Source organism: Rathayibacter sp. AY1C2, assembly GCF_002931195.1.
Lineage (GTDB): Bacteria > Actinomycetota > Actinomycetes > Actinomycetales > Microbacteriaceae > Rathayibacter.
Genome location: NZ_PSWG01000025.1, coordinates 1 through 25868, shown reverse-complemented (window position 1 = coordinate 25868; position 25868 = coordinate 1). Strand labels below are relative to the sequence as shown.

Below are 25868 nucleotides of genomic sequence, written 5' to 3'. Positions count from 1 at the left end.
CGAGCGTGAGCGGGACGATCGCCAACCTGCTCGACGAGCACCGCCGGTTCCCCCCGCCCGCGGCCTTCGCCGCGCAGGCGAACGCGGGCGCGGAGGAGTACTCGCGCGCCGCCGCCGATCCGGTCGCGTTCTGGGAGGAGGCGGCCCGCCGCCTCGAGTGGGCGGAGCCGTGGCACACCGCCCACAGCTGGGAGCCTGCCGCTCCGCTGCCCGACGGCTCGCTCTCGGTGCCGCACACGACCTGGTTCGAGGGCGGACGGCTGAACGTGGCCGTCAACTGCGTCGACCGCCACGTGGACGCGGGACGCGGCGGGAAGACCGCCCTCCACTTCGAGGGCGAGCGCGGCGACCGGCGGTCGATCACCTACGCCGAGCTCCAGCGCGAGGTCTCCCGCGCCGCGAACGCGCTGACCGCGCTCGGGATCGGTAAGGGCGACCGCGTCGTCGTCTATCTCCCGGTGATCCCCGAGACCATCGTCATCACGCTCGCGATCGCGCGGATCGGAGCGATCCACTCGCTCGTCTTCGGCGGCTTCTCCGCCGAGGCGGTGCGGTTCCGCGTGGAGGACACCGGCGCGAAGCTCCTGGTCACCACGGACGGGCAGTTCCGGCGCGGAGCGGCGGTGCCGGTCAAGGCGGGCGCCGACCGGGCGGTCGAGGGCGTGGCGTCGATCGAGCACGTCCTCGTCGTCCGCCGCACCGGTGAGACCGACGTCCCGTGGACCCCGGGCCGCGACGTCTGGTGGCACGAGCTGGTCGACGCGCAGAGCGACGTCCACGAGGCCGAGGCCTTCGACTCCGAGACGCCGCTGTTCATCATCTACACCTCCGGCACGACCGGGAAGCCCAAGGGGCTGGTGCACACCAGCGGCGGCTACCTCACGCAGGCCTCCTGGACGCACTGGGCAGTGTTCGACGCGAAGCCGGACGACGTGCACTGGTGCACCGCCGACCTCGCCTGGGTCACCGCGCACACCTACGAGATCTACGGACCGCTCTCGAACGGGCTCACCCAGGTGATCTACGAGGGCACCCCGAGCACCCCGCACACCGCCCGGCACTTCGAGATCATCGAGCGGTACGGGGTGACCGTCTACTACACGGCGCCGACGCTGATCCGGACGCTGATGACCTGGTTCCCCGAGGGCGTGCCCGCCCGGTACGACCTGTCGAGCCTGCGCCTGCTCGGCACCGTCGGCGAGTCCATCAACCCCGAGGCCTGGGTCTGGTTCCACGAGGCGATCGGCGGCGGACGCTGCCCGATCGTCGACACCTGGTGGCAGTCCGAGACCGGCGCCGCGGTGATGTGCCCGCTGCCGGGCGTCTCGACCCTCAAGCCGGGCTCGTCTCTCGGAGCCCTGCCCGGGCTCGGCGTCCTCGTGGTGGACGAGCACGGCGAGCGGGTGCCGAACGGCTCCGGCGGCTACCTCGTGGTCGACCGGACCGGGCCGGCGCTCGCCCGCACCGTGTGGGGCGACCCGGAGCGGTACCGCGACTCCTACTGGGCCCGCTACGCGTCCCAGGGGTGGTTCTTCTCCGGGGACGGCGCGAAGTACGACGCCGACGGCGACGTCTGGGTGCTGGGCCGCGTCGACGACGTCATCAACGTCTCCGGGCACCGCCTGTCCACGATCGAGATCGAGTCGGCACTCGTCGCCCATCCGGCCGTCGGCGAGGCCGGAGTCGTCGGAGTCGCCGACGCGACGACCGGCCAGGCCATCGCGGCGTTCGTCATCCCCTCCGACGAGACCGTCGACCGCGCCGAGGAGGACCCGGCCTACTGGGCCGCGCTCGGCACGACGCTCGCGGCGCTCCTGCGCGACCACGTGGCGGTCGCGATCGGTCCGATCGCCAAGCCGCGCGACGTGGTGGTGGTGCCGGATCTGCCCAAGACCCGCTCCGGCAAGATCATGCGGCGGCTGCTCGGCGACATCCGCGACGGCCGCCCGCTCGGAGACGTGACGAGCCTCCAGGACGACACCGTCCCGGCGCGCATCGCCCGCATCGTCGCCGAGCGCGGGTAGGCGCCGCGCCAGTCGGACGCGGCGGGCGGACCCTGTTTCGGGGAGGCGTCGGGAGCCTGCGCGTCCGCGGCGAGGAGGGGCCGCCGGAGAGCATCCGGAGTAGCGTGAAGCCGTGCGCGACGTCCAACAGCAGATCATCTCCGAGCTCCACGTCTCCCCCGCCGTCGATCCGGCCGTCGAGGTCGAACGGCGCAGCGGATTCCTCGCCGACTACCTCCGCAGCACCGGCGCGAAGGGCCTCGTCCTCGGCATCAGCGGCGGCCAGGACTCGAGCCTCGCCGGGCGCCTCTGCCAGCTCGCGGTCGAGCAGGTCCGCGCGAGCGGCGGCAACGCCTCCTTCATCGCGGTCCGCCTGCCGTACAAGGTGCAGGCCGACGAGGAGGACGCCCAGCTCGCCCTCACGTTCATCCGCCCGGACCGCCAGGTCGTCTTCGACATCCACCAGGGCGTCGACGGCGTGGCCGCAGCATTCGGCGACGCGGTCGACGAGCCGATCAGCGACTTCGTGAAGGGCAACGTGAAGGCGCGGATGCGGATGATCGCGCAGTACGCGATCGCCGGCCAGGCCGGGATGCTCGTCGTCGGGACCGACCACGCGGCCGAGGCGGTCACCGGCTTCTTCACGAAGTACGGCGACGGCGGCGCCGACGTCCTCCCGCTCACCGGCCTCACCAAGCGGCAGGGGCGCTCGCTCCTCGAGCACCTGGACGCACCGGCCCGGCTCTACGAGAAGGCGCCGACGGCGGACCTGCTCGACGACAACCCCGGCCAGACCGACGAGACGAACCTCGGGCTCACCTACGCCGACCTCGACACGTACCTCGAGGGTGGCGAGGTCGACCAGGCCGTCGCCGAGGCCATCGAGGCGCGGTACGCCGCGACCGAGCACAAGCGCCAGGTGCCGCTGTCGATGTTCGACGACTGGTGGCGCTGAGCCGCGCGGATCTGACTCTTCTCCGGCTGGCTCAGTCGATAACGCCGGAAAAGGATCGCCCCGCCCGCAACAATTTAATGACTGCCAACGAAAGCACCTCGTTCCACGAAGAGTAGACGCGGCTAGAGCGTCAAAACTCCAGCTTTACCTTTCGCGTTCTCCACGAACGGCGGCCACTACCAGCGACCACCCCTCCTAGACGGCTGCCTATAAATCTCGCCGTCGTGCGTCTGGCTTAGCTGTTGTAGGCAAGCGCGAGAACGAACCTCACCAGCGCAACGACTGTACCGATCGCACCCAGCCAGATACCCCAGAGTCCTGCACCTCGACCCGTTCCCCGAGAGGCCGACCGGTTCACTCCAACGGACCCGAAGACAATCGCTAGCACTCCTGGCACCAACAGAAAGTTCAGAAACATTGCGGCGATCCCGAGACCAAGGCCCCAGGAAGACATAGCATTCGACGGCTTTGCGGGGGCATGGGGAGCAGAAACTTCTTCCAGCCATCTTCGTCCATCCCACCATCGAGTGGAGCCACTCATATCGGCGTACCAGCCCGGCTTGGGCGCCTCTTCTCCTGGCGATCCCGGCCCAACCGGCACTGTGAAGGGACGGGCAGTTGCCGTGAATGGCTGTGATACCTGGCTCGACAGCCCGGCCCCCGCTCCGAGCGCGGTCGGGCGAAGCGCCCGCTGACGGAGCCACTCCATATAGAGGGAGGTAGTCGCATGGTCATCATTGAGAATGGCCACAGCTTCGTCATCGCTGAGGTTTAGACCGAGATAACGTCGTGCAGCAGTGTTGCCAAGGGACGCCTTGAACTGCTCTAGAGATGTTCCCACGAAGACATACTGGCGCACATTGGGCCCGTAACACACTCGGCGACGTCTTGGGCGCACGAGCTACCGCCGCACTCTCCAGCGCGATCCTGGCTGTACAGCCCGACTGTTCCACAACCGCCCTCGCAGGAGTGGAGCCAGGATGTCTTGCTTGGGGCACAAGAGTGTCGACGCGTCATTGACCCGCCGCGGCATCAGGAGTCGGCGCGGGCGTTGTAGACGAGCACCTCGCCGGAGTCGACGGAGGCGCGGTAGGCGCGGAACACGTCGAGGGCCTCGTCGCGGAGCACGCCGTCGACGACCTCGATGCCGCGGGCCTCGAACTGCGCGGCCCAGTCCTCGCGCATCGGCCCCTCGTCGAAGGTGCTGATCTCCTCGAGCTCGGGGCCGGAGCCCGCGACGACCAGGCGGCGCACCCCCGACCACATCGTCGCTCCGTAGCACTGCACGCACGGGCGCCAGTTGACGACCAGGTCGTGCGCGGGGAGGCCCTCGCCGCCGAGGTCCCACGTGCCGAGCGCGGTCTGCGCGAGACCGAGCGCCGTCACCTCGGCGTGGCCGGACGAGACCCCGCTGCCGAGGACGACGTTCACTCCGACCGAGACGAGACGACCGGAGTCGCGCTCGACGACGATCGCCGCGAACGGGCCGCCGTTCCCCTCGCGGAAGTTGCGGTCGGCGAGCGCGTGCACGAGGGCCATCCGGTCCTCGAGGCTCGGGAGGACCTCGGGGACGTCGCGGAGGGCGTCGCCGATCCAGGCGGGCAGGGCGATCTCGTAGCGGGTGGCGAGGCGGTCGATGTCCATGGGTCCTCCGGGAGACGGGGCGGGGCGGGGACGGATGCGCGGCAGGCACGGCACGGGTGACGCGCGGGCGGCGGCGGCCGTCGCCCCTCAGCCTCGCAGTGCCGAGCGCCGGAGACGGAATCGGCCCGGCGCGTCGACGCGGAGGTCAGGCGAGGAGGGCGTCGCCGAGCGCCGCGGCCTGCGCCGCCCAGAAGCGCTTCGCCACGCCGGTCCGGCGGAACAGGGCGTCGAAGCCGTGGAAGGCGCCCTCCACGATCTCGAGCCCGCACGGCACTCCGGCCGCGCGCAGGCGCTCGGCGTAGCGGACGTCCTCGTCGTGGAAGAGGTCGAGGCCGCCGACGCCGATCCAGGCCGGCGGAAGGCCCGTGAGATCGTCGCGGCGGGCGGGGGCGGCGTAGGCCGTGACGCCGGGGCCGCCGGGCTCGCCGGCGAGGTAGGCGGTCCAGCCGAAGCGGTTGCTGCCCGGGGTCCGGACGCGGACGCCGCGCGGAGGAGGACCGGGCCGGGTGACGGTGCGGTCGTCGAGCATCGGGTGGACGAGCAGCTGGAACGCCGCAGCAGTCGCGGGCCGAGGACGATCGGCGGGAGGAAGCGGCCGAGCGCGAGGTCGGGGTGGAAGAGGGGCGCCGTCGCGGCGGTGCGGGCTGACGCGGTCATGCGCGGGAGGCTACTCCTCGCGACCGTGCCGGCGCCCCTCCGCGGGACTACGGACGCACGAGGGTCTTGATCGCGCGGCGCTCGTCCATGGCGGCGTACGCCTCGGCGATCTCCTCGAGGGGCAGCTCGAGGTCGAAGACCAGACCGGGCTCGATCGCGCCGCTGAGCACGTCGGGCAGCAGCTCGGCCATGTAGCCGCGGACCGGCGCGACTCCGCCGTTGACGCCCACGTTCGAGCCGAACATCTGGCGGACGGGCAGCTCGGGGCCTCCGTTGGGGACGCCGACGTAGCCGACCATGCCGCCGGGGCGGGCGGAGTCGAGGGCCTGCTGCATCGACTCCTTGGTGCCGACGCACTCGAGCACGCAGTCGGCGCCGATCCCGCCGGTCAGCTCGCGGACGCGCGCGACGCCCTCGTCGCCGCGGGTCTCGACGATGTGGGTCGCCCCGAAGCGGCGGGCGAGGTTCTGCCGCGACTCGTGCCGCGACATCGCGATGATCGTGGTCGCGCCGAGGCGCTTGGCCGCCAGGACGGCGCAGAGCCCGACCGCGCCGTCGCCGACGACCGCGACGGTCGAGCCAGCGGTGACGCCGGCCGAGACCGCGGCGTGGTGGCCGGTCCCCATCACGTCGGCGAGGGTGAGCAGGCTGGGGATGAGCGCCGGGTCCGGATCGATGCCCACGCGGAAGAGCGTGCCGTCGGCGAGGGGCACGCGCACCTTCTCGCCCTGGGCGCCGTCCGCGAAGCCCTCCTCGCGGACCTCGGCGCCCCACCAGCCGCCGGTGAGGCACGAGGTGGAGACGCCGTTGGCGCAGTTCGCGCAGGTGCCGTCGCAGACGTAGAACGGGGCGATCACGAAGTCGCCGACCGCGACGTCGTGCACGTCGTCGCCGATCTCCTCGACGACGCCGACGAACTCGTGCCCGATGCGGTGCGCCTCCTTGGTGGGCGTGACGCCGCGGTAGGGCCAGAGGTCTGAGCCGCAGACGCAGGCCGCGGTGACGCGGACGATCGCGTCGCGCCCCGTCGAGAGCTGCGGGTCGGGGACCTCCTCGAGTCGGATGTCGCGCTCGCCGTGGATGAGTGTTGCTCGCATGGGTGCTCCTGGTCGGGAGGGGGATGGGGTCGGCGTCCACGGTACGCCCGCGACCGGCCGCGGGCGCCGGAGAGGCGGGGGCTTGCACGAACGCGCGCCGACGCGGCCCAGGTGGAGAGCCGGGGCGCGGCCGGGGGCGGTCCGGCGCCGGGCGGGAGGCGTCCTGGCGGAACGGAGGGGCCCCGCAGCAGCCCTGCGCCGCGTCACGGCTGCGCCTCCGCCCAGCCGTCGCGCCCGATCACGACGTGCGCGAGGAACCGCAGGCCGCACGCCTCTGCCCCGTCGGCGATCGCCCGCGTCGCCGCACGGTCGGAGGGGAGCACCACGGCCTCGCCCGCGTGGCTGTGCGCCAGGCCGATGCCCGCCGCGCCGCGCGCCAGCACCTCGGCGAGCACGGCGGCGACGGGGATCTCGGCGTGCGCTGGGGCTCCGTCGGCCAGCGTCAGGACATCGCGGACAGCTCCGGACTCGGCGAGCGCCACCGCCAGCACGGTCTCGACCGGCCGGGCGGCCAGCAGCGGAGCGACGAGCCCGGCCAGGCCGGCGGCGTCGGTCACGCGGGCGGCGCGCGAGGCGCGGTTCATCCTCCGCCGCAGCTCGAAGGAGGCGACCAGGCGGCAGGCGGCGACCTCGCCGACTCCGCGGTGCCGCATCAGATCGCCCACCCCGGCCCGGGCGACGGCGTCGATGCCGCCGAAGCGCGCGAGGAGGCGCTGCGCGACGACGGTCGCGTTGGCGCCGCGGACGCCGGCCCCGATGAGCACGGCGAGGGTCTCGGCGTCGGTGAGCGCTTCCGGTCCGTAGGCGCGGAGGCGCTCCCTCGGCCTCTCCTCGGGAGGGAGGTCGGCCATCCGGGGGCCGGGCGTTTCGAAGGACATGCCGCCGACGCTACGGAGCCCGCCGGACGGGCGCGCCGCGGATCCCGCGACTGTGGACGACTCCCGCCCTCGCGCGCCCTGTGGAGGGAACTTCCGTCGCCACCCGCGCGCTCCTCTCCCCTGCGAGTACGCAGAAGTCGGACTCGCGACAGGGGTCGAGCACCCCGGTCAGTCCGACGCGGGCATCCCCGCCGTCACCGACAGGCTCTCGCCGTCCGGCGCCACGTCCACCAGCACCACGTCCCCGTCGCGCACCGTGCCGCCGAGCAGCGCCGTCGCCAGCTGGTCGTCGATCGCCCGCTGCATCAGCCGGCGCAGCGGCCGCGCGCCGTACTGCGGGTCGTAGCCGCGCTCGGCCAGCCACCCGCGGGCCGCGGGCGTCACCGCCAGGTCGAGCCGTCGCTCCGAGAGCCTCCTCGACAGCCGGTCGACGTACAGCGACACGATCTCGCCGAGCTCGGTGCGGTCGAGCGCGTCGAAGATCACGATGTCGTCGAGCCGGTTCACGAACTCGGGCTTGAAGGCCTGGCGCACCATCTGCTGGACCGCCTCCTCCTTCTGCGGCCGTGACAGCGCCGGGTCCACGAGGAACTGCGACCCCAGGTTGGAGGTGAGGATGAGGATCGTGTTGCGGAAGTCGACCGTCCGCCCCTGGCCGTCGGTGAGCCGGCCGTCGTCGAGCACCTGGAGCAGGACGTCGAACACCTCGGGGTGCGCCTTCTCGATCTCGTCGAGGAGCACCACCGAGTACGGGCGGCGGCGGACCGCCTCCGTGAGCTGGCCGCCCTGCTCGTAGCCGATGTAGCCGGGAGGGGCGCCGACCAGCCGCGAGACGGCGAACTTCTCGCCGTACTCCGACATGTCGATGCGGACCATCGCCTTCTCGTCGTCGAAGAGGTGGTCGGCGAGCGCCTTCGCCAGCTCGGTCTTGCCGACGCCGGTCGGCCCGAGGAAGAGGAAGGAGCCGGTCGGCCGGTCGGGGTCGGAGATGCCCGCGCGGGTGCGGCGCACCGCGTCCGCGACGGCCGACACCGCCTCGTCCTGGCCGATCAGTCGGCGGTGCAGCTCGGTCTCGAGGTGCAGCAGCTTCTCGGTCTCGCCCTGCAGGAGACGCCCGACGGGGATCCCCGTCCAGGCGGCGATCACCGCGGCGATGTCGTCGGCCGTCACCTGCTCGTTGACCATGCGGCCCTCGGCCGGCTCCTCCTCCGCCTCGGCGGCCGCGAGCTCGCGCTCGATCACCGGGATGTCGCCGTAGAGCAGCTTCGACGCGCGCTCGAGCTTCCCCTCGCGCTGCGCGCGCTCGGCGGCGATCCGCAGGGCGTCGAGCCGGTTCTTGAGCTCGCCGACGCGGTTGAGGGAGGCGCGCTCGCGCTCCCAGCGCTCCTGCAGCTCCTCGAGCTGGGCGCCGCGGCGGGCCAGGTCCTCGCGCAGCTTCTCCAGCCGTGCCTTCGAGGCCTCGTCCTTCTCCTTCTTCAGCGCCAGCTCCTCGAGCCTCAGCCGGTCCACGGAGCGGCGCAGCTCGTCGATCTCGACGGGAGCGGAGTCGATCTCCATGCGCAGCCGCGACGCGGCCTCGTCGATCAGGTCGATCGCCTTGTCCGGCAGCTGGCGGGAGGTGATGTAGCGGTTCGAGAGCGACGCGGCGGCGACCAGGGCGGAGTCGGCGATCGCCACCTTGTGGTGCGCCTCGTAGCGCTCCTTCAGCCCGCGGAGGATCGCCACGGTGTCCTCGACGGTCGGCTCGCCGACGAAGACCTGCTGGAAGCGGCGCTCGAGAGCGGCGTCCTTCTCGATGTACTGGCGGTACTCATCGAGCGTCGTCGCGCCGATCATCCGCAGCTCGCCGCGCGCCAGCATGGGCTTGAGCATGTTCGCGGCCGCCACCGATCCCTCGCCGCCGCCCGCGCCCATCAGCGTGTGCAGCTCGTCGATGAAGGTGATGATCCGGCCGTCGGACTCCTCGATCTCCTGGAGCACGGCCTTCAGCCGCTCCTCGAACTCGCCGCGGTACTTCGCTCCGGCGATCAGGGCCGAGAGGTCGAGGCTGACGAGCTGCTTGCCCTTGAGGCTCTCGGCGACGTCGCCCGCGACGATCCGCTGGGCGAGCCCCTCGACGACGGCGGTCTTGCCGACGCCGGGCTCGCCGATGAGGACGGGGTTGTTCTTGGTGCGGCGCGTGAGCACCTGGCTGACGCGCCGGATCTCGGCGTCCCTCCCGATCACCGGGTCGAGCTTGCCGCTCGCCGCGATGGCGGTCAGGTTGACGCCGTACTGCTCGAGTGCGGACTTCTCGTCCTGCTGGGGCATCCGACCGGCCTGCATGATGGTGGTCTCCTCCGTGGCTCGAAAGTTGAGTTCGACGGACTCAACTTTACTCCCGCGACGGCTCCGGCGGTCAGGCCGTCAGAAGATCGCTGTCGCGACCCTGGAGCGCCTCGAGCGCGTTCCGGAGGATCGAGCGCAGCCGGAACTCGTCGATCCCGGTCAGCGCCGAGATCTCGGCCTGCGAGAAGCCGCCGGCCGCAGCCAGCAGCAGGAGCTCGCGGTCCGGGCAGTCGAGGGCGAGCAGGCTGCTGCCGAGCGGACGCCGGGCGAGCTCGTGCGCGGACCCGAGGGTCTCGCAGAGGACCTCGAGCACCCAGAGCACGGGCTCCGGCGAGCGGGCGCCCTCGCGGGAGCGGCGCCAGACGGCGGTGAAGACGTCGGTGCAGAGCCGGTCGCGGCCGGCCGGGTCGGCCTGGACCGTGCCGACGCACGCCGAGACGAGGCCGCCGAAGCGGTCGACGAGCTCTCCCAGAGCGGAGGCGTCCCCCGTGGCGGAGCGGGTCAGCAGACGGGCGGCGTCCTGCGTCAGCGGCGGACGCACCCGTCCACCGGTCGCGTCCTCGCCTCCAGCACTCACAGGCCTCAGCGTGTCACCGACTCCGGGACGGCGGGACCAGTTGCGCGGAAGGGGGGTGACATGTAAGGAGCGGATCCGCTGTCCGACATCAGAGGCGCGGCCAGCGCGCGCGGGCGAAGCAGAAGAGCCCGTAGGCGATGAGCCCGACGGCGACGAAGCCGAGGAGGAGCACGCCCGCCGGCAGCTCCACGAGCGACTTCAGCGCCTCGTCGAGCCCGCCCGCCTGCTCCGGATCATGGGTGACGGCGGCGACGATCAGCAGCACGCCGAGAGCGCCGAGGACCACGCCCTTGGCGACGTAGCCGGCGACGCCGAGCACGGTGACGACGGTGCCCGCCGTACCGCCCGGCTCCGCGACGTTCTCGAGGAACTTCCTGCTCGCTCCGCGGTACACGAAGACGCCGCCGACCGCGAGGACGGCCAGTCCCGCGATCACGAGCAGCACGACTCCGCCCGGCGCCGAGAGCACCTGCGCGCTCGCGCTCTCGGACGACTCGGACGAGCTCGACCCGCCGCCCGTCGCGAACTTCAGCGCCGTCACGCCGAGGGCGCCGTAGACGACGGCCTTGCCCGCCTCCTTCAGCCGGCTGCCCCAGGTCTTCAGGGCGCTCTCGCGCGGGCGGACGAGGAACGCCTCGAGCAGCCCCCACAGCGCCAGGCCGAAGAGGCCGACCGTGCAGATCCAGAGGATCACCAGACCGCCGGGCTGCGCCGCGAGGGCGCCGAGAGCACCGCTCTGGTCGGCCTCGCCTCCGCCGCCGCGGGCCACGCCGAGCGCGATCACTCCGATCAGGAGGTGGACGAGGCCGTTCGCCGCGAAGCCGCCGCGGGCGAGGGTCCGCACCGCCCGCGAGTCCTGGATGTCATCGGCGGTGCGCTGGGCGTCGGCGGTGCTCGGAGTGTTCACAGGGTGGACGCTACGCGTTTCCACACCCCCGCGCCCGGCGCTCCGCCGTTCGGAGGTGCTCCCGGAGCCGGTTCTCCACACCTTTCCACAGGGTTGTCCACAGCTGTGGAATCGCTAGAGGGACGAGTGGATCACACGTCGACGGCGCGGACGAGTCCGTCCTGCACGCCGCCCAGCCAGTCGTAGACGCTGCGGATCGCGGCCGCGCTCCCCTCCTCCGGGACGACGTCGTCGGTGTCGTCGATGCCGAGCCGCACGGCCAGAGCGAGCCGCATGTCGGTCAGTGCGCGGAGCCAGGCGATCGCCTGCGGCTCCTCGAGACGGACCGCGACCTCGCCCAGCCCCTCGAAGATCCGGCCGTGACTCGTGCCGTCGCCGGCGTCGAGGGCCGCCGTGACGGCGCGGGCGTCGTCCATCTTGCGGGCGGCGAGGTCCGGAGCGGTGAAGCGGCGGAACTCGTCGGCCGCCTCGGCGTCGTCGCGGTAGGCGTCGGGCAGGAGGCGCGCGAGCGCCGGATCCGAGCGGGCCTCCTCCGAGGACGCCCCGCGATCGAGCAGCTCGAGCATCTCGCCGGCCAGATGGCGGAGGATCCCGGCCTCCTCGCGGTCGAAACGGGCGACGGCCGCTCCGGAGGAGTCGCGGCGGAACGCGCGCATCAGCCGAGTCCTCGGATGCCGCGAGCGGGGTGCTCTCCGGTCTCCGCGGCGGTAGGGCGCAGCGGGGCGCTCACGCGTCGGCCTTCTGCAGCGTCGCCCACAGGCCGTAGCCGTGCATCGCCTCCACGTGCCGCTCCATCTCCTCGCGGTTGCCGGTCGCGACGACCGCGCGCCCCTCGGTGTGCACCTGCAGCATCAGCCGCTCCGCCTCGGCCCGGCCGAAGCCGAAGTAGCTGCGGAAGACGTACGAGACGTACGACATCAGGTTGACCGGATCGTCCCAGACCAGCACGATCCACGGGACCTCGGCCGCCGAGCGGGTCGCCAGGCGCTCGTCCGCGCGCTCGATCGTGTCCGCCATCCCTCCAGCGTAGGCCGCGGCGCGGGCGGACGCCCGGGCGCGCGGCCCGGAGCGCGCCGCCCGCAGCCCGCGAGTGCCCAGGAGTCGTCGCACTCGGCGCGGGGGCACGAGGACGGGGACCGCGAGAAGCCAGGAGTCGTCGCTGATTCGGCTGCAGCAGCGGCGCCCGCCCTACGCCGACAGGCGCGGCAGGACCTCCCGGGCGAAGAAGTCGAGGTGGTCGAGGTCCTGCAGGTCCATGAACTGCAGGTAGACGCGCTCGCAGCCGGCCTCGCGGAGGGACTCGAGGCGGTCGACCGCCTCGTCGACGCCGCCGGCCACTCCGTGCTCGCGCAGCTCGGCGGGCTCGCGGCCGATCGCCGCGGCACGGCGCGTGAACTCCGCCTCGTCGCCTCCGCCGACCGCGATCAGCGCGACCGAGTGCACGAGCGACGAGGGCTCGCGCCCGATCGCCCGGCACGCCTCGTCGACGCGCTCGAAGGCCCCCGGGATCGCGTCGAACTCGGGGAAGGGCAGGTTGAACTCGCTCGCGAACCGCGCCGCGAGCGCCGGGGTCCGCTTGGGGCCGCCGCCACCGACGATCACCGGCAGCGGCAGGCGGGCGGGCTTGGGCAGGGCCGGGGAGTCGGTCAGCGTGTAGTGCTCGCCGGCGAAGGAGTAGCGCTCGCCGACCGGCGTCGACCACAGGCCGGTCACGATCTCGAGCTGCTCCTCGAGGAGGTCGAAGCGGCGCGGAGGGAAGGGGATGCCGTACGCGGCGTGCTCCTCCTCGAACCAGCCGGTGCCGAGGCCGAGCTCGGCACGGCCCCCGGACATCGCGTCGACCTGGGCGACCTGGATCGCGAGGATCCCCGGCGGCCGGTAGGTGACGGAGGAGACGAGGGTGCCGAGCGCGATCCGCTCGGTCTCGCGGGCGAGGCCGGCGAGTGTCGTCCACGCGTCGGACGGGCCCACGCCGGGGTCGCCGTCCCCCATCCGGAGGTAGTGGTCGGAGCGGAAGAAGCCGTCGTAGCCGAGGCTCTCGGCGGCCTGCGCGACGGCGAGGAGGTCCTCGTAGCTCGCGCCCTGCTGGGGTTCGGTGAAGACTCTGAACTGCACGGGTCCAGCCTCCCGCACCGGGGCCGGATCATGCCAGCCCGGCTCCCCCGGCCGGGGCCGCCGACGGGCCCCCGTGTACCGTGGACGGTTGCCGCCGACGAGAGGACCCCATGTCCGAGCACCCGTCCTCCCCGGACACCGCCCCCGCCACCGCGGGCACGACCGCCCCTCCGCACCGCCTCGCGCGGTGGGTCTTCTGGCCCGCCGCCGTCCTGACGCTGTCGATCGCGGCCTTCGCGATCCTCGCGCCCGACGCCGCGACCTCCGTGTTCTCGACGCTGCAGACCACCGTCGTCAACACGTTCAGCTGGTACTACGTGCTGATCGCCGCGGTCTTCGTGGCCTTCGCCATCTGGATGGGCGTGAGCCGCTTCGGCGACATCAAGCTCGGCGCCGACGACGACGAGCCCGAGTTCTCGATGCTCGCCTGGATCTCGCTCCTCTTCGCCGCCGGCATGGGCATCGGCCTCGTCTTCTACGGCGTCGCGGAGCCACTCACCCACTTCGCCACTCCGCGCCCGGGCGTCACCGGCACCGAGACGCAGCTCGCGCAGAGCGCGATCTCGCAGACCTACCTGCACTGGGGCGTCCACGCCTGGTCCATCTACGTGGTGGTCGGCCTCGCCCTCGCGTACGCGATCCACCGCCGCAAGCGGCCGGTGTCGATCCGCTGGGCGCTGGAGCCGCTGCTGGGCCGCCGGGTCCGCGGCGGCTGGGGCAACGCGATCGACGTGGTCGCCCTGGTCGGCACCATGTTCGGAGTCGCGACCTCGCTCGGCCTGGGCGTCACCCAGATCTCGGCGGGCCTGGAGGCGAGCGGCATCGTGGAGTCGTCGCTCACCGTGCAGATCGTGGTCATCGCCGTGGTCACCGGCCTGACCGTCCTCTCGCTGATCTCGGGCGTGGGCAAGGGCATGAAGTGGCTCTCGACCGGCAACCTGCTGCTCGCCGCGGCGCTCCTCGTCTTCGTGCTCGTCGCCGGCCCGACCCAGTTCCTCCTGCGCGAGTTCGTGCAGTCGCTCGGCAACTACCTGCAGAACTTCATCGGCCTGACCTTCACGGTCAGCGCCTACGCCGGGCGCGAGGGCGAGCAGTGGCAGGCCTCGTGGACCACGTTCTACTGGGGCTGGTGGATGTCGTGGGCGCCGTTCGTCGGCATCTTCATCGCCCGCGTCTCGAAGGGCCGGACGGTCCGCGAGTTCGTCGGCGGCGTGCTGCTCGTGCCGACGATCATGACCTTCCTCTGGTTCAGCGTCCTCGGCGGCACGGCCATCTACCGGGAGCTCTACGGCGACGGCGGCCTCGTCGGCGCCGACGGCTCGGTCGACACCAACCTGGCGCTCTTCTCGATGCTGCAGGGACTGCCCGCGGGCTCGGTGCTGACGATCGGCGCGATCCTCCTGATCGGCGTCTTCTTCGTGACCTCCGCCGACTCCGGAGCGCTGGTGATGTCGATGATCGCGACCGGCGGCGAGCCGGAGCCGCGCAACCGCATCCGCGTGTTCTTCGCCGTCGCGACCGCGCTGCTCGCCCTGTCGCTCCTGATCGCCGGCGGCCTCGACGCCCTGCAGACCGCGGCGATCCTCTCGGCCCTGCCGTTCAGCGTCGTGATGATCCTGATGTGCGTCGCGACGGTGATCGCCTTCCGACGCGAGATCCGCGCGTACGACAAGGCCCGCCGCAAGGCGTTCGTCGGCGACATCGGCACGTTCTACGGCCTCGAGGTCGAGGATCCGGCGGAGCGCGAGCCCGCCCACCCGATCAAGCGCCTCGCGAGCCGCCTGAAGCCGGGGTCGAAGGAGTAATCGGCTCGGAGGAGAAGCCAGATCGGAGGAGGCCGGGCGCCGCTGGGGCGCCCGGCCGGTCGATCAGCTGGGCGACGGGATGAAGGGGTGCTCCGGCGGGTCCTGGTCGTCGCCGAGGCGGGCGTCGGCGCCCTGGTCGAGCGCCTCGTCGATCGACTCGGGGTCGTCGATCTCGGCCGGGTCCTCCGGCGGGACCGGCAGGGAGTCGCCGTCGGGGCGGGTGGTGTCGGTGACGTCCTCGGGGGCGTCGAAGCCGAAGCTGCTCATGGTTCCCTCTCCGCGGTGCGCCCGGGAGGCGGCGCCGCTGCGGGCAGCCTAGGTCGCGCCCCCGGAGGCGGTCACGGACTTGACGGGGCACCCGAGGGGCCCCGCGGGGTCGGCCTGCTCCGGAGGAGCCTCCGCCCGGGCAGCCGTCAGTGCACGTACTCGAGCAGGTCGGCTCCGAGGGTGCGCATTCCCTCCAGCACCGCGAGGCGGTAGTGCAGGGTCGTGTCGTCGAACTGGGTGGCGACCGCGTAGGCGACTCCGGCACGTGGGCCGCGGAGGACGCCGGCCTCGGCGCGGACGCCGACGTCGGTGCCGGTCGCGTTGACGAGCAGGACCCCGTGGTCGGGGTGCCGGTGCGCGAGCGGGTCGAGCCCGAACGAGGCGGCGACCATCGAGAGGTCGGTGCCGAGCGAGAGCCAGCCGATCACCCGCGAGCTCACGGCGGCGTCCACGATCTCGCCGTTCGCGAGGGTGGCGAGCAGCCAGGTCAGCTCGCGGGCGGAGCCGATCGAGAGCTGCGGCGCGTCGTCCGGGCCGCGCTCATCGCGCACGACGTCGAGCAGGGCGGTGCGGGAGAGGCCGAGCGCCTCCGCCCGCTCGCGCACGGCATCGAGGCCGACGCGGCGCAGCAGGACGTTGGTCGCGAGGTTGTCGCTCGAGGCCCCGACGAGGGCGGCGAGGTCGGCGATCGGCATCGACGGCACCTGGAGGTGCTGCCAGAGCCCGGAGCCCGAGACCGCGTCCGCCGCGGTCCGGTCGACCAGGCGCAGGTTCTCCTGCGGCTCGTTCGCCAGCCGGGCGGCGACCTCGATCAGCAGCACGACGGTGCCGAGGGAGGCGGTGGGCATCGAGACGGAGTCGTCGACCGCGAACAGGGTGCGGCCGGTCGCCAGGTCGACGGCGCGCGCCGAGACGACGACCCCGTCGATCGCGAGACGGCCGAGGGCGTCGAAGCCGCGCTGGAAGTTCTCGCGGTCACCGCCGCCCTTGTGGCGCCCCCGGCGGTTGCGTCGGCTCTCACGGCGGGTCTCGCTGGTGGGGATCACCACGGGTACGGCCCCTCTACGGGTCGGGAGTGCGGTCGTGCGGAGGGGGGACCTGGGTCCTCACGCGCCGGCAGGACGCGCGATCGGCGGACGACCCCGCTGCATCGGTCGGCTCTCGATGCCCGGGGCTCCTCGTCCGTGGTGCGGAGGTGGTCGGCGGCGACTACCAGATGGTGACGCGCTCGCTCGGGGAGAGCCAGAGGGCGTCGCCTTCGGAGACGTCAAAAGTAGCGTAGAACTCGTCGATGTTCCGGACGATCTGGTTGCAGCGGAACTCGGCCGGAGCGTGCGGATCGATGGCGAGGAGGCGGATCGTCTCCTCGTCGCGCGACTTCTGCTGCCAGGCCTGCGCCCAGGAGAGGAAGAAGCGCTCGGCGCCGGTCAGGCCGTCCACGACGGGCGGCTCCTCGCCGTCCAGCGAGAGCAGGTACGCCTTCCAGGCGATGCCGAGACCGCCGAGGTCGCCGATGTTCTCGCCGATGGTCAGGGCGCCGTTCACGTGGTGCCCGGGCGTGGTCGCGGGAGCGAGCGCGTCGTACTGCGCGATGAGCGCCTTCGTCCGCTCCTCGAACGCGGCCCGGTCCTCCTCGGTCCACCAGTCGGTGAGGCGGCCGTCGCCGTCGAAGCGCGAGCCCTGGTCGTCGAAGCCGTGGCCGATCTCGTGACCGATGACGGCGCCGATCGCTCCGTAGTTCGCGGCGGGGTCGCGGGCCTCGTCGAAGAAGGGGAACTGCAGGATCGCGGCCGGGAAGACGATCTCGTTGAAGCCCGGGTTGTAGTACGCGTTGATCGTCTGCGGGGTCATGAACCACTCGTCGCGGTCGAGCGGGCGGCCGATCTTGCCGAGCTCGCGGGCGAACTCGAACTCGGCCACGCGGCGGGCGTTGCCGAGCAGGTCGGCCGGGTCGATCGAGAGGGCGGAGTAGTCGCGCCAGCGCACCGGGTAGCCGATCTTGGGCGTGAACTTCGCGAGCTTCTCGAGCGCGCGCTCGCGGGTGGCGGGGCTCATCCACTCCAGGTCGACGATGGAGCGGCGGTACGCCTCGATGAGGTTCGCGACCAGCACGTCCATCGCGGCCTTCGCCGTCTCGGGGAAGTGGCGGGCGACGTAGGTGCGGCCGACCGCCTCGCCGAGCGAGCCCTCGACGAGCGAGACGGCGCGCTTCCAGCGCTCCCGCTTCTGCGGGGTGCCGGTGAGGGTGCGGCCGTAGAAGTCGAAGTTGGCGTCGACGAAGCCGCTGGACAGGTAGGCCGCGGCTCCGCGGATCACCTGCCAGGACAGCCAGTCGCGCCAGGCCGGGAGGCGGTCCTCGGTGAGCAGGCCCGCGAGGCCCTGGAGGAAGCTCGGCTGGCGGACGACCACCTCGGCGAGCGCCCCCTCCGGAGCGCCCATCGCGGTGAGCCAGACGCCGAGGTCGACGCCCGCGGCGAGCTCCTCGACCTCGGACCAGGAGCGGAGGTTGTAGGTCGCCTGGCTGTCGCGGCTGCGGACCTTGTCCCAGTGCGCGGCGGCCAGGTCGGTCTCGAGGGCGACGATGCGCTCGGCGCGGGCCTCGGCGGCGTCGATGCCGGCCAGCGCCAGCATCCGCGCGACGAACGGCGTGTAGGCCTCGCGGACGGAGGCGAACTCCTCCTCGCGGTAGTAGCTCTCGTCCGGCAGGCCGAGGCCGCCCTGGTTGACGAAGACGAGGTAGCGCTCGGGGCTGCCCGGGTCGTTGTCGACGAAGAGGCCGAAGAGCCCGGGGACGCCGGTGCGCTCGAAGGCGCCGACCGCGCGGAGCAGGCCGGGGATCGAGTCGACCCGCTGCACGGCGGCGAGGTCGTCGGCGATCGGGGCGGCGCCGAGCTCCTCGGCCCGCTCCTCGTCCATGAAGGAGGCGTAGAGGTCGCCGAACAGTCGCTCCTCCGTGCCGTGCTGCGCGGTCTGCGCCTCGACGATGATGTCGCGCACGGCCTTCTCCGCCTCCTCCTGGAGCACGTGGAAGGAGCCGTAGCGCGCCTTGTCGGCGGGGATCTCGGTGCGGTCGATCCAGAGCCCGTTGACGTGCCGGTAGAGGTCGTCCTGCGGGCGCGTCGCGGGGTCGAGTTCGGAGCGGTCGATACCGGAGCGAGGCGTCGTCGAGGTCATGGCGGACAGCCTACGTCGGGGCGCCGACACGGTGGCGCGAGGTGCGGCGGGTCGAGCGCGGAGCCTCGGAGGGCGGGCGCGGAGCCGCGGACGGGAGTGCCCGGCGCGGAGCCGCGGGAGGGCCGGGCGCGCCACCGTCCGGCTCGCGGGGGCGGACTGCTCCTGCGAGCCGGACGGTGGCCGACGGGGACGCCGGAGCGTCAGCGCCCGAGCTGCTCCTCGACGTACGCGCGGATCGGCGTGGTCGGCCGCCCGATCAGGCGGGCGAGCGAGCCGTCGGTCCCGCCGAGGAGGCCATCGGCGATGTTCGCGTCGAGGCCGACGACGAAGCCGACTCCGCCCTCGGGGACGCCGGCGCCGGTGAGGACGCGGGCGTGCTCGTCGGAGGAGACGTGGCTGATCGCGGCGTCGCGTCCGGCGACCTCGGCGACGATCGCGGCCAGCTCGTCGAAGCTCCAGGCGGTGTCGCCGGAGAGCTCGTGCACGGTGCCGACCAGGGACGGGTCGGTCAGGGCGACCGCTGCGGCCTCGGCGTAGTCGGTGCGCGCGGCGCTGGCGACGCGGCCCTCGCCGGCGCTCGAGAGGGTGCTGCCGGTGGAGGCGAGCTCGGCGACGGTCTGCTCGTAGTTCTCGTTGTACCAGCCGTTGCGGAGGATGACAGCGGGGACGCCGCTGGCGGCGATCGCCTCCTCCGTGGCCTTGTGCTCGGGGGCGAGGATGAGCGCGCTCGTGGTCGCCTTCGGGGCGCTCGTGTAGACCAGGCGCGCGCCGGCGCGGACGGCGGCGTCGATCGCGGCGGTGTGCTGTGCGACGCGCCTGCCGACCTCGGAGCCCGAGACGAGGAGGACGGCCTCGGCGCCGGAGAAGGCGGCGTCGAGCGAGGCGGAGTCGTCGAAGTCCGCGACGGCGGTGCGGACGCCGAGGTCGGCGGCGAGCGCCTCGAGCTTCGCGGCGTCGCGGCCGGTGGCGACGATGTCGGAGGCGGCGGTGCCGCGGGCGAGCAGGTGCTCGACGGCGAGACGGCCGAGGTGGCCGGTGGCTCCGGTGACGACGAGGGTCATGAGGGGTCCTTCCTGACGGGTGGGGCGGGCGGGGTCCGCCGCCAGGAGGGTGCAACCGGCGCATCCTCCTCCTGCTTCCCGGAATGCAGTACCCACTATTTCGTTAGTACAGTCACCACCCCTGTCCCGAGGAGCACCCCATGACGATCGCCGACTCCGCCCTGCTCGCCGGGGACGTCTACTCCGCCGACTGCCCGAGCCGCGAGGTCTTCGGCCACGTCACCAGCAAGTGGGGCGTCCTGGTGCTCGCGGCGCTCGCTCCGGGCACGCTGCGCTGGGGCGCTCTGCGTCGCCGGATCGGCGGGATCAGCGAGAAGATGCTCGCCCAGACGCTGCGGATCCTGGAGGAGGACGGCTTCGTGCACCGCGAGGCGCGGCCGGTCGTCCCGCCGCACGTCGAGTACCGGCTGACGCCGCTGGGAGCGGAGCTGGCGGAGCGGCTGCTGCCGGTCGTCGAGTGGATCGCGGGGAACGTCGGGGCGGTCCTGGAGGCGCGCTCGGAGGGCCGCCGGGAGGGAAGGTGAGCCTCACCTTCTTGTGAGAACGTTCACAATCCGTTCAGGGAGGAGCCTCCACCCGGCGGCATCGGCGACCCCTCCCCCTGCTTGCCTCGATCGCGTCTCCTGCTCGTGATCGAAGGACCTCCATGTCAGACACCGCCCGCCGCCCGCTCCTCCTCCCGATGGCCGGCCACGTGCGCGGCAAGCGCAGCCCCGTCACCTGCGCGCTGAAGTGCGCCAACGCCTGCTCCACCGCGACCTGCAACACGTCGCACAACAGCTACTTCCGCGACATCGTCTCGTCGCAGCTCTCCCGCCGCAGCGCCCTCGGCCTCGGCCTGGCCGGCGCGGTCACCGTCGCCGTCGCCTCCGCCGGAGGAGCGCCCACCGCCGAGGCGGCCGTGGCGACCGCGGCCGACGGCTCGCCGCTCGCCTTCACTCCGATCGCTCCGGTGCCGTACACGGTCGACCGGTTCACCGTCCCCGAGGGCTTCGCGTGGCAGCCGATCATCCGCTGGGGCGACCCGCTCTTCGCCGACAGCCCCGCCTTCGACATCGCCGACCAGACGGAGGCCGCCCAGGCCGCGCAGTTCGGCTACAACAACGACTACACCGACATCGTCGAGATCCCGGGCTCGAAGCGCCTCCGCGCCCTGCTCGTCGTGAACCACGAGTACACGAACGAGAGCATCATGTTCCCGGCCGCGCAGCTCGAGGCGGAGCCGGAGCGCGTGCGCGCCGTCGGCCGCGCCGCCCACGGCCTCAGCGTCGTCGAGCTGGTCCGCACCGCGGTCGACCGCCCGTGGGCCTACGTCCGCGGGGGCGAGCGCAACCGCCGCTACCTGCTCGACACCCCCTACGAGGTGACCGGCGCCGCCGCCGGCACCGACCTGCTGAAGACGGTCGCCGACCCCGAGGGCCGCACCGTGCTCGGCACGCTCGGCAACTGCTCCGGAGGCACGACGCCGTGGGGCACGATCCTCTCGGGCGAGGAGAACTTCAACGGCTACTTCCGCGCCGTCGGCACGAGCGACGCCGAGAAGCGCTACGGCCTCGCCGACTCCGAGACCTCGCGCCTCTGGGAGCTCGACGACCCCCGCTTCGACGCCCGCACCCCGGGCTACGAGAACGAGCCGAACCGCTTCGGCTGGATCGTCGAGTTCGACCCCTTCGACCCCGACTCCACGCCGAAGAAGCACACGGCGCTCGGCCGGCTCAAGCACGAGGGCGCGAACGTCATCATCGCCCCGGACGGCCGCGTGGTCGCGTACCAGGGGGACGACGAGCGCTTCGACTACCTCTACAAGTTCGTCTCGACGAAGCGCTACATCGAGGGCGACCGCGCCCACAACAAGACCCTGCTGGAGGAGGGCGACCTCTACGTCGCCCGCTTCACCGGCGACTCCCCCGTGGCCGAGATCACCGGCACCGGGGCGGTCCCCTCGGACGGCGGCTTCGACGGCATCGGCGAGTGGCTGCCCCTGGTGCTGAACGGCGCCTCGACGATCGCCGGGATGAGCGTCGCCGAGGTGCTCGTGCACACCCGCCAGGCGGCGGACGCCGCGGGCGCGACCAAGATGGACCGCTGCGAGGACGTGCAGCCCAGCCTGGTCAGCGGCCGGATCTACGTGGCCTGCACCAACAACTCCGCCCGCGGCACCGAGGGCGCCAAGGAGGGCGCGACCGAGGTCAACCCGCGCACCGAGAACCGCGACGGCCACATCGTCGAGATCATCGAGGACGGCGGCGACCAGACCGGCCGCACCTTCACCTGGAACCTGCTGATGCTCTGCGGCGACCAGGCGCAGGGCGACGTCGTCTACTTCTCCGGCTTCCCGGCGGACCAGGTCTCGCCGATCTCGTGCCCGGACAACCTGGCCTTCGACTCGGTCGGGAACCTCTGGATCTCGACCGACGGCGCCCCGAGCGGCATCGGCTACAACGACGGGCTCTTCAAGGTCGCTCTCGAGGGCGCGACGCGCGGCAGAGTGGAGCAGTTCCTCTCGGTGCCCCGCGACGCCGAGACCTGCGGACCGATCGTCCACGACCTCGACCAGCACGTGTTCGTGGCGGTGCAGCACCCGGGCGAGGAGGGCACCTTCGAGGCGCCGACCTCGTTCTTCCCGGACTACGGATCCACGGCGGCGGGGGCGGTGGCGGCACCGCGTCCGACCATCGTGCAGATCCTGCCGGCCTCGCAGGTGGTGGCGCCGACTCCGACGCCGACCGCCGGGCCGACCACGGCACCGACGACCCCGCCGACCACCGCGCCCACGGCTGCTCCCACCACGGCACCGACCGCCGGGCCGACCGCGGCGCCCACCGCGGCTCCGTCCCCGGTGCCTACGACCGCGCCGACCGGCACGCCGACCCCGCTGCCCGTCGGCGGCTCGGGCGGCGGGCTGGCCTCGACCGGAGTCGAGAGCGTCGGCCTGATCGCGGGCGCCACCGCGCTCCTGGCCGCGGGCGCCACCGCGCTCGGCCTCGGAGCGCGCCGCCGCGCGGCCGCCGAGGGCGAGGACGACCCGCAGGCGTGAGGCCGGACAGGGCCCGGGACCGATCAGAGGATCGGGGCCCGGGCCCTGTCGCGCTCGGGGACCCGCCGCTCAGGCCCCCGGGACCGGCGGGCCGGTGCGCCAGCGGAGGATCGCCGCGGCGTCGGCGTCGGCGTCGTGCGGCAGCGTCACCACGTCGGCCCCCTCCGGAGCGGTGCGGGAGTCGGTGACGAGCACGCGCGCGTCCGTGAGCACGGCGGCGCGGGCCAGCGCGAGGGCGGCGTCGACGGAGTCGATCACCTCGGCGCCCAGCGCCTCCTCCGGGGCCGACGCGACCCACGGCTCCGCGGCGAGCGCCAGCAGAGCGCGCTCGCGCAGCCGGCCGGGGTCGAGCACCAGCGTCTCGACCTGCGCCGAGGCCAGCGCCGTGACGATCGCGCCGAGCGAGTACTCGACGGTGCGGCGCGGCTCCCCGGTGCGCAGGGCGTCGAGCACGTCCTCCTTCTCACGCAGCAGGATCCGGTCGAGCTGCTCGTCGACGAACCGCTCCAGCGCCCCCTCCTCGCTGCCGGCGGCCCGCGTGTTCACGGGCTCGACGGCCAGGATCGCGGCGCTGCTCGGCGAGAGCTGCTGCGCGAGCAGCTGCCGGGCGTGGATGTCCCCCGCGACGACCAGCAGGCGCGGCCGGTGCACGCGCACGAGCTCGTCCACCGCGGCGGCGAGCTCGGCCTGCGTGCGCCGCCAGATCTCCTCCCGGTCGTGCCGCCAGCCGCCGGCCTGCGCCTTGTGGAGGGTGTCGGTGCGGCCCTGCACGGCCTGCTCGGCCTCGGGACGCTGCGCGCCCAGGCGGTGCAGGCGGATCTCGCCGCCGTCCCGCGAGGTCTCGACGACGAGGACGCGCAGGTCGGGCCGGTGCTGCAGCAGCGGCACGATGTCCGGGAGCGGGCTGTAGGAGACGCCCTCGGGCGCGACCGGCCGACCCGGCAGCACCTCGTTCAGCACGACCCTCCCGTCCACGGCGACCGCGAAGAGACAGCAGCCGCCCTGGGGGCGCCCGGCCCCCTCGAGCAGAGCGGTGAGGGCCTGGATGTCGGCCTGGGGCGCACCCTGGCGGGCGAGCTCGTCTCCGAGGGACGTGGCGCGCTCGAGCGAGATGTCCGGCGGATCCCCGGAGTCGATCGCGAGGTCGACGTAGAGCTGCGACACGGGCCGGGAGTCGCGGAGGAGCTCGGCCAGGGTCGGGAGAGCGGGGGTGGTGGTCACCATCGGGTCGTCCTTTCCTGTCGTGTCCCGACAGTGTCGGACGGCAGGAGCGGGAGGAGGGACGGGGTTGACTGCTCGCGCGCGCCTCAGAGCAGGCGGCGGGCGGAGGCCCAGGCGGTGAGCTCGTAGCGGGAGGAGAGCTGCAGCTTGCGGAGGACGGCGGAGACGTGGGACTCGACCGTCTTGACCGAGATGAAGAGCTCGGCGGCCGCCTCCTTGTAGGCGTAGCCGCGGGCGATCAGGCGCATCACCTCACGCTCGCGGGCCGAGAGCCGGTCGAGCTCGTCCCCCGACTCCGCCTGCTCGCCCGCCAGCGCCCCGAAGGCGTCGAGCACGAAGCCGGCCAGGCGCGGCGAGAACACGGCGTCCCCGCCCGCCACCGCGAGCACGGCCCGGCTGACCTCGGCTCCGGAGCTGGCCTTGGTGATGTAGCCGCGGGCACCGGCGCGGATCACGCCGACCACGTCCTCCGCGGCGTCCGAGACGCTCAGCGCCAGGAAGCGCGACGACGACCCGGCGCTGCGCCGCAGCACCTCGGCCCCGCCTCCGCCCGCACCGCCCGGCAGGTGCACGTCGAGCAGCACCACCTCGGGCGCGAGCGAGGCGACCAGGCCGACGGCGGAGTCGACGTCGGCCGCCTCCCCGACGACCTCGAGCTCGGGGGCGAGGTCGGCCCGCAGGCCGGAGCGGAAGATGGAGTGGTCGTCGACCAGCAGCACGCGGGTCACCGCTCGACCTCCGCGGGGAGCCGCAGATGCACCTCGGTGCCGGTGCCGCCGACTCCGGGGCGCACGGTCGCGCTGCCGCCCGCGCGCGCCATCCGGCCGATGATCGACTCCCGGATGCCGAGGCGGTCGCCGGGCACCTCGTCGAGGACGACGCCGGGGCCGCGGTCGCGCACGAACACGTCGACGCCCTGCACGGAGGACTCGAGGTACACCGAGACGTCGCCGCCCGCGTGCCGGGCCGCGTTGAGCACGGCCTCGCGGGTCGCGGCGAGGAGCGCGGCGGCGCCGGGGACGGACGCTCCGACAGCCACCACCTCGAGGTGCACGGGGTAGTCGAGCTCGACGGCGGCGGCGATCGCCCGGACCTCGGCGGCCAGGTCGTTGGCGACCGGGACGTCGCGCTCGAACAGCCAGTCGCGCAGCTCCCGCTCCTGGGCGCGGGCGATGCGGGCGACCTCGCTCGAGGCTCCGGCGCGGTTCTGGATGAGCGCGAGGGTCTGCAGCACGGAGTCGTGCAGGTGCGCGGCGATCTCGGCCCGCTGCTCCTCGCGCACGCGGGCGGCGCGCTCGCCCATCAGCTCGGACCAGAGGGTCACCACCCGGGGCGCGGCCAGCACGCCGGCGGCGATCAGCAGCACGCCCACGGCGAGCACCGCGTTGAGCGCGCTCGGGCGGCCGGTGAGCACGGCCGCTCCGGCGAGCACCAGCAGCGCGCAGGAGGCGAGGCGCACTGCGGAGCCGTACCGGGCGGGGCGGACGGCGTCGCCGCGGTCGAGCCCGAGGCTCCAGCCGACGGCTCCTCCCGCGAGCAGGCCGACGGCGACGAGCGCGCGCGTGATGTCGGCGTCGTCGCCGCTGTCGACGGCGATCAGCACGGCGAGCGCCGCGACGGCGGCGGCGAGGGTCAGCAGGCCGGCCACGGGAGCGGAGCGGCGGACGGCCGGATCCGCGTCGCGCGAGTCGAGCGGCGCGAGGGGCACCAGGGCCCAGAGCCAGAGGTAGAGGAGCGCGCCGCCCCCGCCGAGCGCGGTCGTGAGGGCGGCCAGGAGGCGGGTCCTCCGCACGCTCCAGCCGAGGTGGTCGGCGACCGCGGTGCACACTCCGCCGAGCAGCATCGTCCGCGGCCGCTGCAGCGGGGGGCGGACGGCGGTGCCGGGGACTGTGCTCACCCCTGCATCCAAACAGGTCGGCCGCACGATCGGGGGTGCTCTCGGGGTCGGATCAGGGGTTCCCCCGATGGTCCGGGCCGTGGAGCGCACGGGAGACTCGCAGCATGACAGGACAGAGCACGACCCCGCCGAGCTCCGCGGAGCCGGACGGCACGGAGGCGGCAGGCACAGCGACGACGCCGATCGGGACGGATCCCGGAGCCGCCGGCCCCGACAGCCCCGGCCCGGACAGCCCCGGCCCCGAG

The 25868-nt window shown here is 73.2% G+C and carries 22 protein-coding genes and 1 pseudogene; 5 read left to right on the top strand and 18 right to left on the bottom strand.

What is annotated here, in order from left to right:
• Positions 1-5 precede the first annotated feature (5 nt).
• Positions 6-2024, top strand: coding sequence for an acetate--CoA ligase (gene acs / locus C5C55_RS14390; RefSeq protein ID WP_104234389.1), 2019 nt, complete (start codon positions 6-8; stop codon positions 2022-2024).
• 112 nt (positions 2025-2136) lie between these two features.
• Positions 2137-2958: an ammonia-dependent NAD(+) synthetase gene (nadE, locus tag C5C55_RS14385; RefSeq protein WP_104234371.1), complete on the top strand. Its 822-nt coding sequence runs from the start codon at positions 2137-2139 to the stop codon at positions 2956-2958.
• Positions 2959-3193: 235 nt separating this feature from the next.
• Here the strand turns inward: nadE and C5C55_RS14380 are convergent, their stop codons facing one another.
• From C5C55_RS14380 to C5C55_RS14330, 11 genes and pseudogenes are all read right to left on the bottom strand, one after another.
• Positions 3194-3667: a DUF2510 domain-containing protein gene (locus tag C5C55_RS14380; protein ID WP_219813017.1), complete on the bottom strand. Its 474-nt coding sequence runs from the start codon at positions 3665-3667 to the stop codon at positions 3194-3196.
• Between the two features lie 323 nt (positions 3668-3990).
• Positions 3991-4602, bottom strand: a complete 612-nt coding sequence (locus C5C55_RS14375; RefSeq protein WP_181027247.1) for a nucleoside deaminase — start codon at positions 4600-4602, stop codon at positions 3991-3993.
• Between the two features lie 145 nt (positions 4603-4747).
• Positions 4748-5149 (bottom strand): annotated as a pseudogene (locus C5C55_RS14370) (alpha/beta hydrolase fold domain-containing protein); the annotation flags it as partial.
• Positions 5150-5306: 157 nt separating this feature from the next.
• On the bottom strand, positions 5307-6356 hold the full coding sequence (locus tag C5C55_RS14365) for a zinc-dependent alcohol dehydrogenase family protein (protein WP_104222823.1): 1050 nt from the start codon (positions 6354-6356) through the stop codon (positions 5307-5309).
• A gap of 203 nt (positions 6357-6559) precedes the next feature.
• Positions 6560-7234, bottom strand: coding sequence for a RadC family protein (locus C5C55_RS14360; protein ID WP_104225738.1), 675 nt, complete (start codon positions 7232-7234; stop codon positions 6560-6562).
• 168 nt (positions 7235-7402) lie between these two features.
• Positions 7403-9544, bottom strand: coding sequence for an ATP-dependent Clp protease ATP-binding subunit (locus tag C5C55_RS14355; protein WP_374952925.1), 2142 nt, complete (start codon positions 9542-9544; stop codon positions 7403-7405).
• Positions 9545-9632: 88 nt separating this feature from the next.
• On the bottom strand, positions 9633-10139 hold the full coding sequence (locus tag C5C55_RS14350) for an RNA polymerase sigma factor (protein WP_146080955.1): 507 nt from the start codon (positions 10137-10139) through the stop codon (positions 9633-9635).
• 88 nt (positions 10140-10227) lie between these two features.
• Positions 10228-11046: a DUF1206 domain-containing protein gene (locus tag C5C55_RS14345; protein ID WP_104225741.1), complete on the bottom strand. Its 819-nt coding sequence runs from the start codon at positions 11044-11046 to the stop codon at positions 10228-10230.
• A gap of 131 nt (positions 11047-11177) precedes the next feature.
• Positions 11178-11702, bottom strand: coding sequence for a DUF2017 domain-containing protein (locus C5C55_RS14340; protein ID WP_104225742.1), 525 nt, complete (start codon positions 11700-11702; stop codon positions 11178-11180).
• A gap of 70 nt (positions 11703-11772) precedes the next feature.
• Positions 11773-12063, bottom strand: a complete 291-nt coding sequence (gene clpS / locus C5C55_RS14335) for an ATP-dependent Clp protease adapter ClpS (RefSeq protein WP_104222829.1) — start codon at positions 12061-12063, stop codon at positions 11773-11775.
• 171 nt (positions 12064-12234) lie between these two features.
• Positions 12235-13161, bottom strand: coding sequence for an LLM class F420-dependent oxidoreductase (locus C5C55_RS14330; RefSeq protein ID WP_104234367.1), 927 nt, complete (start codon positions 13159-13161; stop codon positions 12235-12237).
• 110 nt (positions 13162-13271) lie between these two features.
• Here C5C55_RS14330 and C5C55_RS14325 point away from each other — a divergent pair, with 110 nt between their 5' ends.
• A complete protein-coding gene (locus C5C55_RS14325; protein WP_104234366.1) occupies positions 13272-14966 on the top strand; it encodes a BCCT family transporter in 1695 nt (564 codons plus the stop codon).
• Between the two features lie 63 nt (positions 14967-15029).
• On the opposite strand, the gene C5C55_RS14320 is transcribed toward C5C55_RS14325, so the two are convergent.
• The 4 genes from C5C55_RS14320 to C5C55_RS14305 form a co-directional block, all read right to left on the bottom strand.
• On the bottom strand, positions 15030-15233 hold the full coding sequence (locus tag C5C55_RS14320) for a hypothetical protein (protein WP_104222832.1): 204 nt from the start codon (positions 15231-15233) through the stop codon (positions 15030-15032).
• Positions 15234-15379: 146 nt separating this feature from the next.
• The gene (locus tag C5C55_RS14315) at positions 15380-16282 is read right to left on the bottom strand and encodes a serine hydrolase (protein ID WP_104222833.1); all 903 of its coding nucleotides are present in this window, start codon (positions 16280-16282) and stop codon (positions 15380-15382) included.
• Positions 16283-16442: 160 nt separating this feature from the next.
• Complete coding sequence (locus C5C55_RS14310; RefSeq protein WP_104222834.1) at positions 16443-18407, bottom strand: M13 family metallopeptidase; 1965 nt, start codon at positions 18405-18407, stop codon at positions 16443-16445.
• Between the two features lie 200 nt (positions 18408-18607).
• Positions 18608-19468 carry an NmrA family NAD(P)-binding protein gene (locus tag C5C55_RS14305; RefSeq protein ID WP_104234365.1) on the bottom strand — a complete coding sequence of 287 codons (861 nt, stop codon included), beginning with the start codon at positions 19466-19468 and terminating at the stop codon, positions 18608-18610.
• A gap of 140 nt (positions 19469-19608) precedes the next feature.
• On the opposite strand from C5C55_RS14305, the gene C5C55_RS14300 reads away from it, so the two are divergent.
• Together C5C55_RS14300 and C5C55_RS14295 are read left to right on the top strand one after the other, a co-directional pair.
• On the top strand, positions 19609-19992 hold the full coding sequence (locus tag C5C55_RS14300; protein ID WP_104222836.1) for a helix-turn-helix domain-containing protein: 384 nt from the start codon (positions 19609-19611) through the stop codon (positions 19990-19992).
• 122 nt (positions 19993-20114) lie between these two features.
• Positions 20115-22505, top strand: coding sequence for a PhoX family phosphatase (locus tag C5C55_RS14295; RefSeq protein ID WP_104234364.1), 2391 nt, complete (start codon positions 20115-20117; stop codon positions 22503-22505).
• Between the two features lie 69 nt (positions 22506-22574).
• Here the strand turns inward: C5C55_RS14295 and C5C55_RS14290 are convergent, their stop codons facing one another.
• The 3 genes from C5C55_RS14290 to C5C55_RS14280 all read right to left on the bottom strand — a co-directional run bounded on the left by C5C55_RS14290 (position 22575) and on the right by C5C55_RS14280 (position 25623).
• A complete protein-coding gene (locus tag C5C55_RS14290; protein ID WP_104234363.1) occupies positions 22575-23729 on the bottom strand; it encodes a hypothetical protein in 1155 nt (384 codons plus the stop codon).
• 83 nt (positions 23730-23812) lie between these two features.
• Entirely contained in the window at positions 23813-24454 is a 642-nt protein-coding gene (locus tag C5C55_RS14285) for a response regulator transcription factor (protein ID WP_104222839.1), read from the bottom strand.
• A complete protein-coding gene (locus tag C5C55_RS14280) occupies positions 24451-25623 on the bottom strand; it encodes a sensor histidine kinase (RefSeq protein ID WP_104288862.1) in 1173 nt (390 codons plus the stop codon). The genes C5C55_RS14285 and C5C55_RS14280 overlap by 4 nt, the downstream gene beginning before the upstream one ends.
• Positions 25624-25868 lie beyond the last annotated feature (245 nt).

What these genes read in the sequence shown, in the direction of transcription:
- C5C55_RS14340 (WP_104225742.1), bottom strand. Translation starts at nt 11,702, where the DNA reads ATGCGCGCGTTCCGCCGCGACTCCTCCGGAGCGGCCGTCGCCCGTTTC.
- clpS (WP_104222829.1), bottom strand. Translation starts at nt 12,063, where the DNA reads ATGGCGGACACGATCGAGCGCGCGGACGAGCGCCTGGCGACCCGCTCG.
- C5C55_RS14320 (WP_104222832.1), bottom strand. Translation starts at nt 15,233, where the DNA reads ATGAGCAGCTTCGGCTTCGACGCCCCCGAGGACGTCACCGACACCACC.
- C5C55_RS14290 (WP_104234363.1), bottom strand. Translation starts at nt 23,729, where the DNA reads ATGGTGACCACCACCCCCGCTCTCCCGACCCTGGCCGAGCTCCTCCGC.
- C5C55_RS14365 (WP_104222823.1), bottom strand. Translation starts at nt 6,356, where the DNA reads ATGCGAGCAACACTCATCCACGGCGAGCGCGACATCCGACTCGAGGAG.
- C5C55_RS14295 (WP_104234364.1), top strand. Translation starts at nt 20,115, where the DNA reads ATGTCAGACACCGCCCGCCGCCCGCTCCTCCTCCCGATGGCCGGCCAC.
- C5C55_RS14310 (WP_104222834.1), bottom strand. Translation starts at nt 18,407, where the DNA reads ATGACCTCGACGACGCCTCGCTCCGGTATCGACCGCTCCGAACTCGAC.
- C5C55_RS14300 (WP_104222836.1), top strand. Translation starts at nt 19,609, where the DNA reads ATGACGATCGCCGACTCCGCCCTGCTCGCCGGGGACGTCTACTCCGCC.
- C5C55_RS14360 (WP_104225738.1), bottom strand. Translation starts at nt 7,234, where the DNA reads ATGTCCTTCGAAACGCCCGGCCCCCGGATGGCCGACCTCCCTCCCGAG.
- C5C55_RS14375 (WP_181027247.1), bottom strand. Translation starts at nt 4,602, where the DNA reads ATGGACATCGACCGCCTCGCCACCCGCTACGAGATCGCCCTGCCCGCC.
- C5C55_RS14355 (WP_374952925.1), bottom strand. Translation starts at nt 9,544, where the DNA reads ATGCCCCAGCAGGACGAGAAGTCCGCACTCGAGCAGTACGGCGTCAAC.
- C5C55_RS14325 (WP_104234366.1), top strand. Translation starts at nt 13,272, where the DNA reads ATGTCCGAGCACCCGTCCTCCCCGGACACCGCCCCCGCCACCGCGGGC.
- C5C55_RS14380 (WP_219813017.1), bottom strand. Translation starts at nt 3,667, where the DNA reads ATGGAGTGGCTCCGTCAGCGGGCGCTTCGCCCGACCGCGCTCGGAGCG.
- C5C55_RS14305 (WP_104234365.1), bottom strand. Translation starts at nt 19,468, where the DNA reads ATGACCCTCGTCGTCACCGGAGCCACCGGCCACCTCGGCCGTCTCGCC.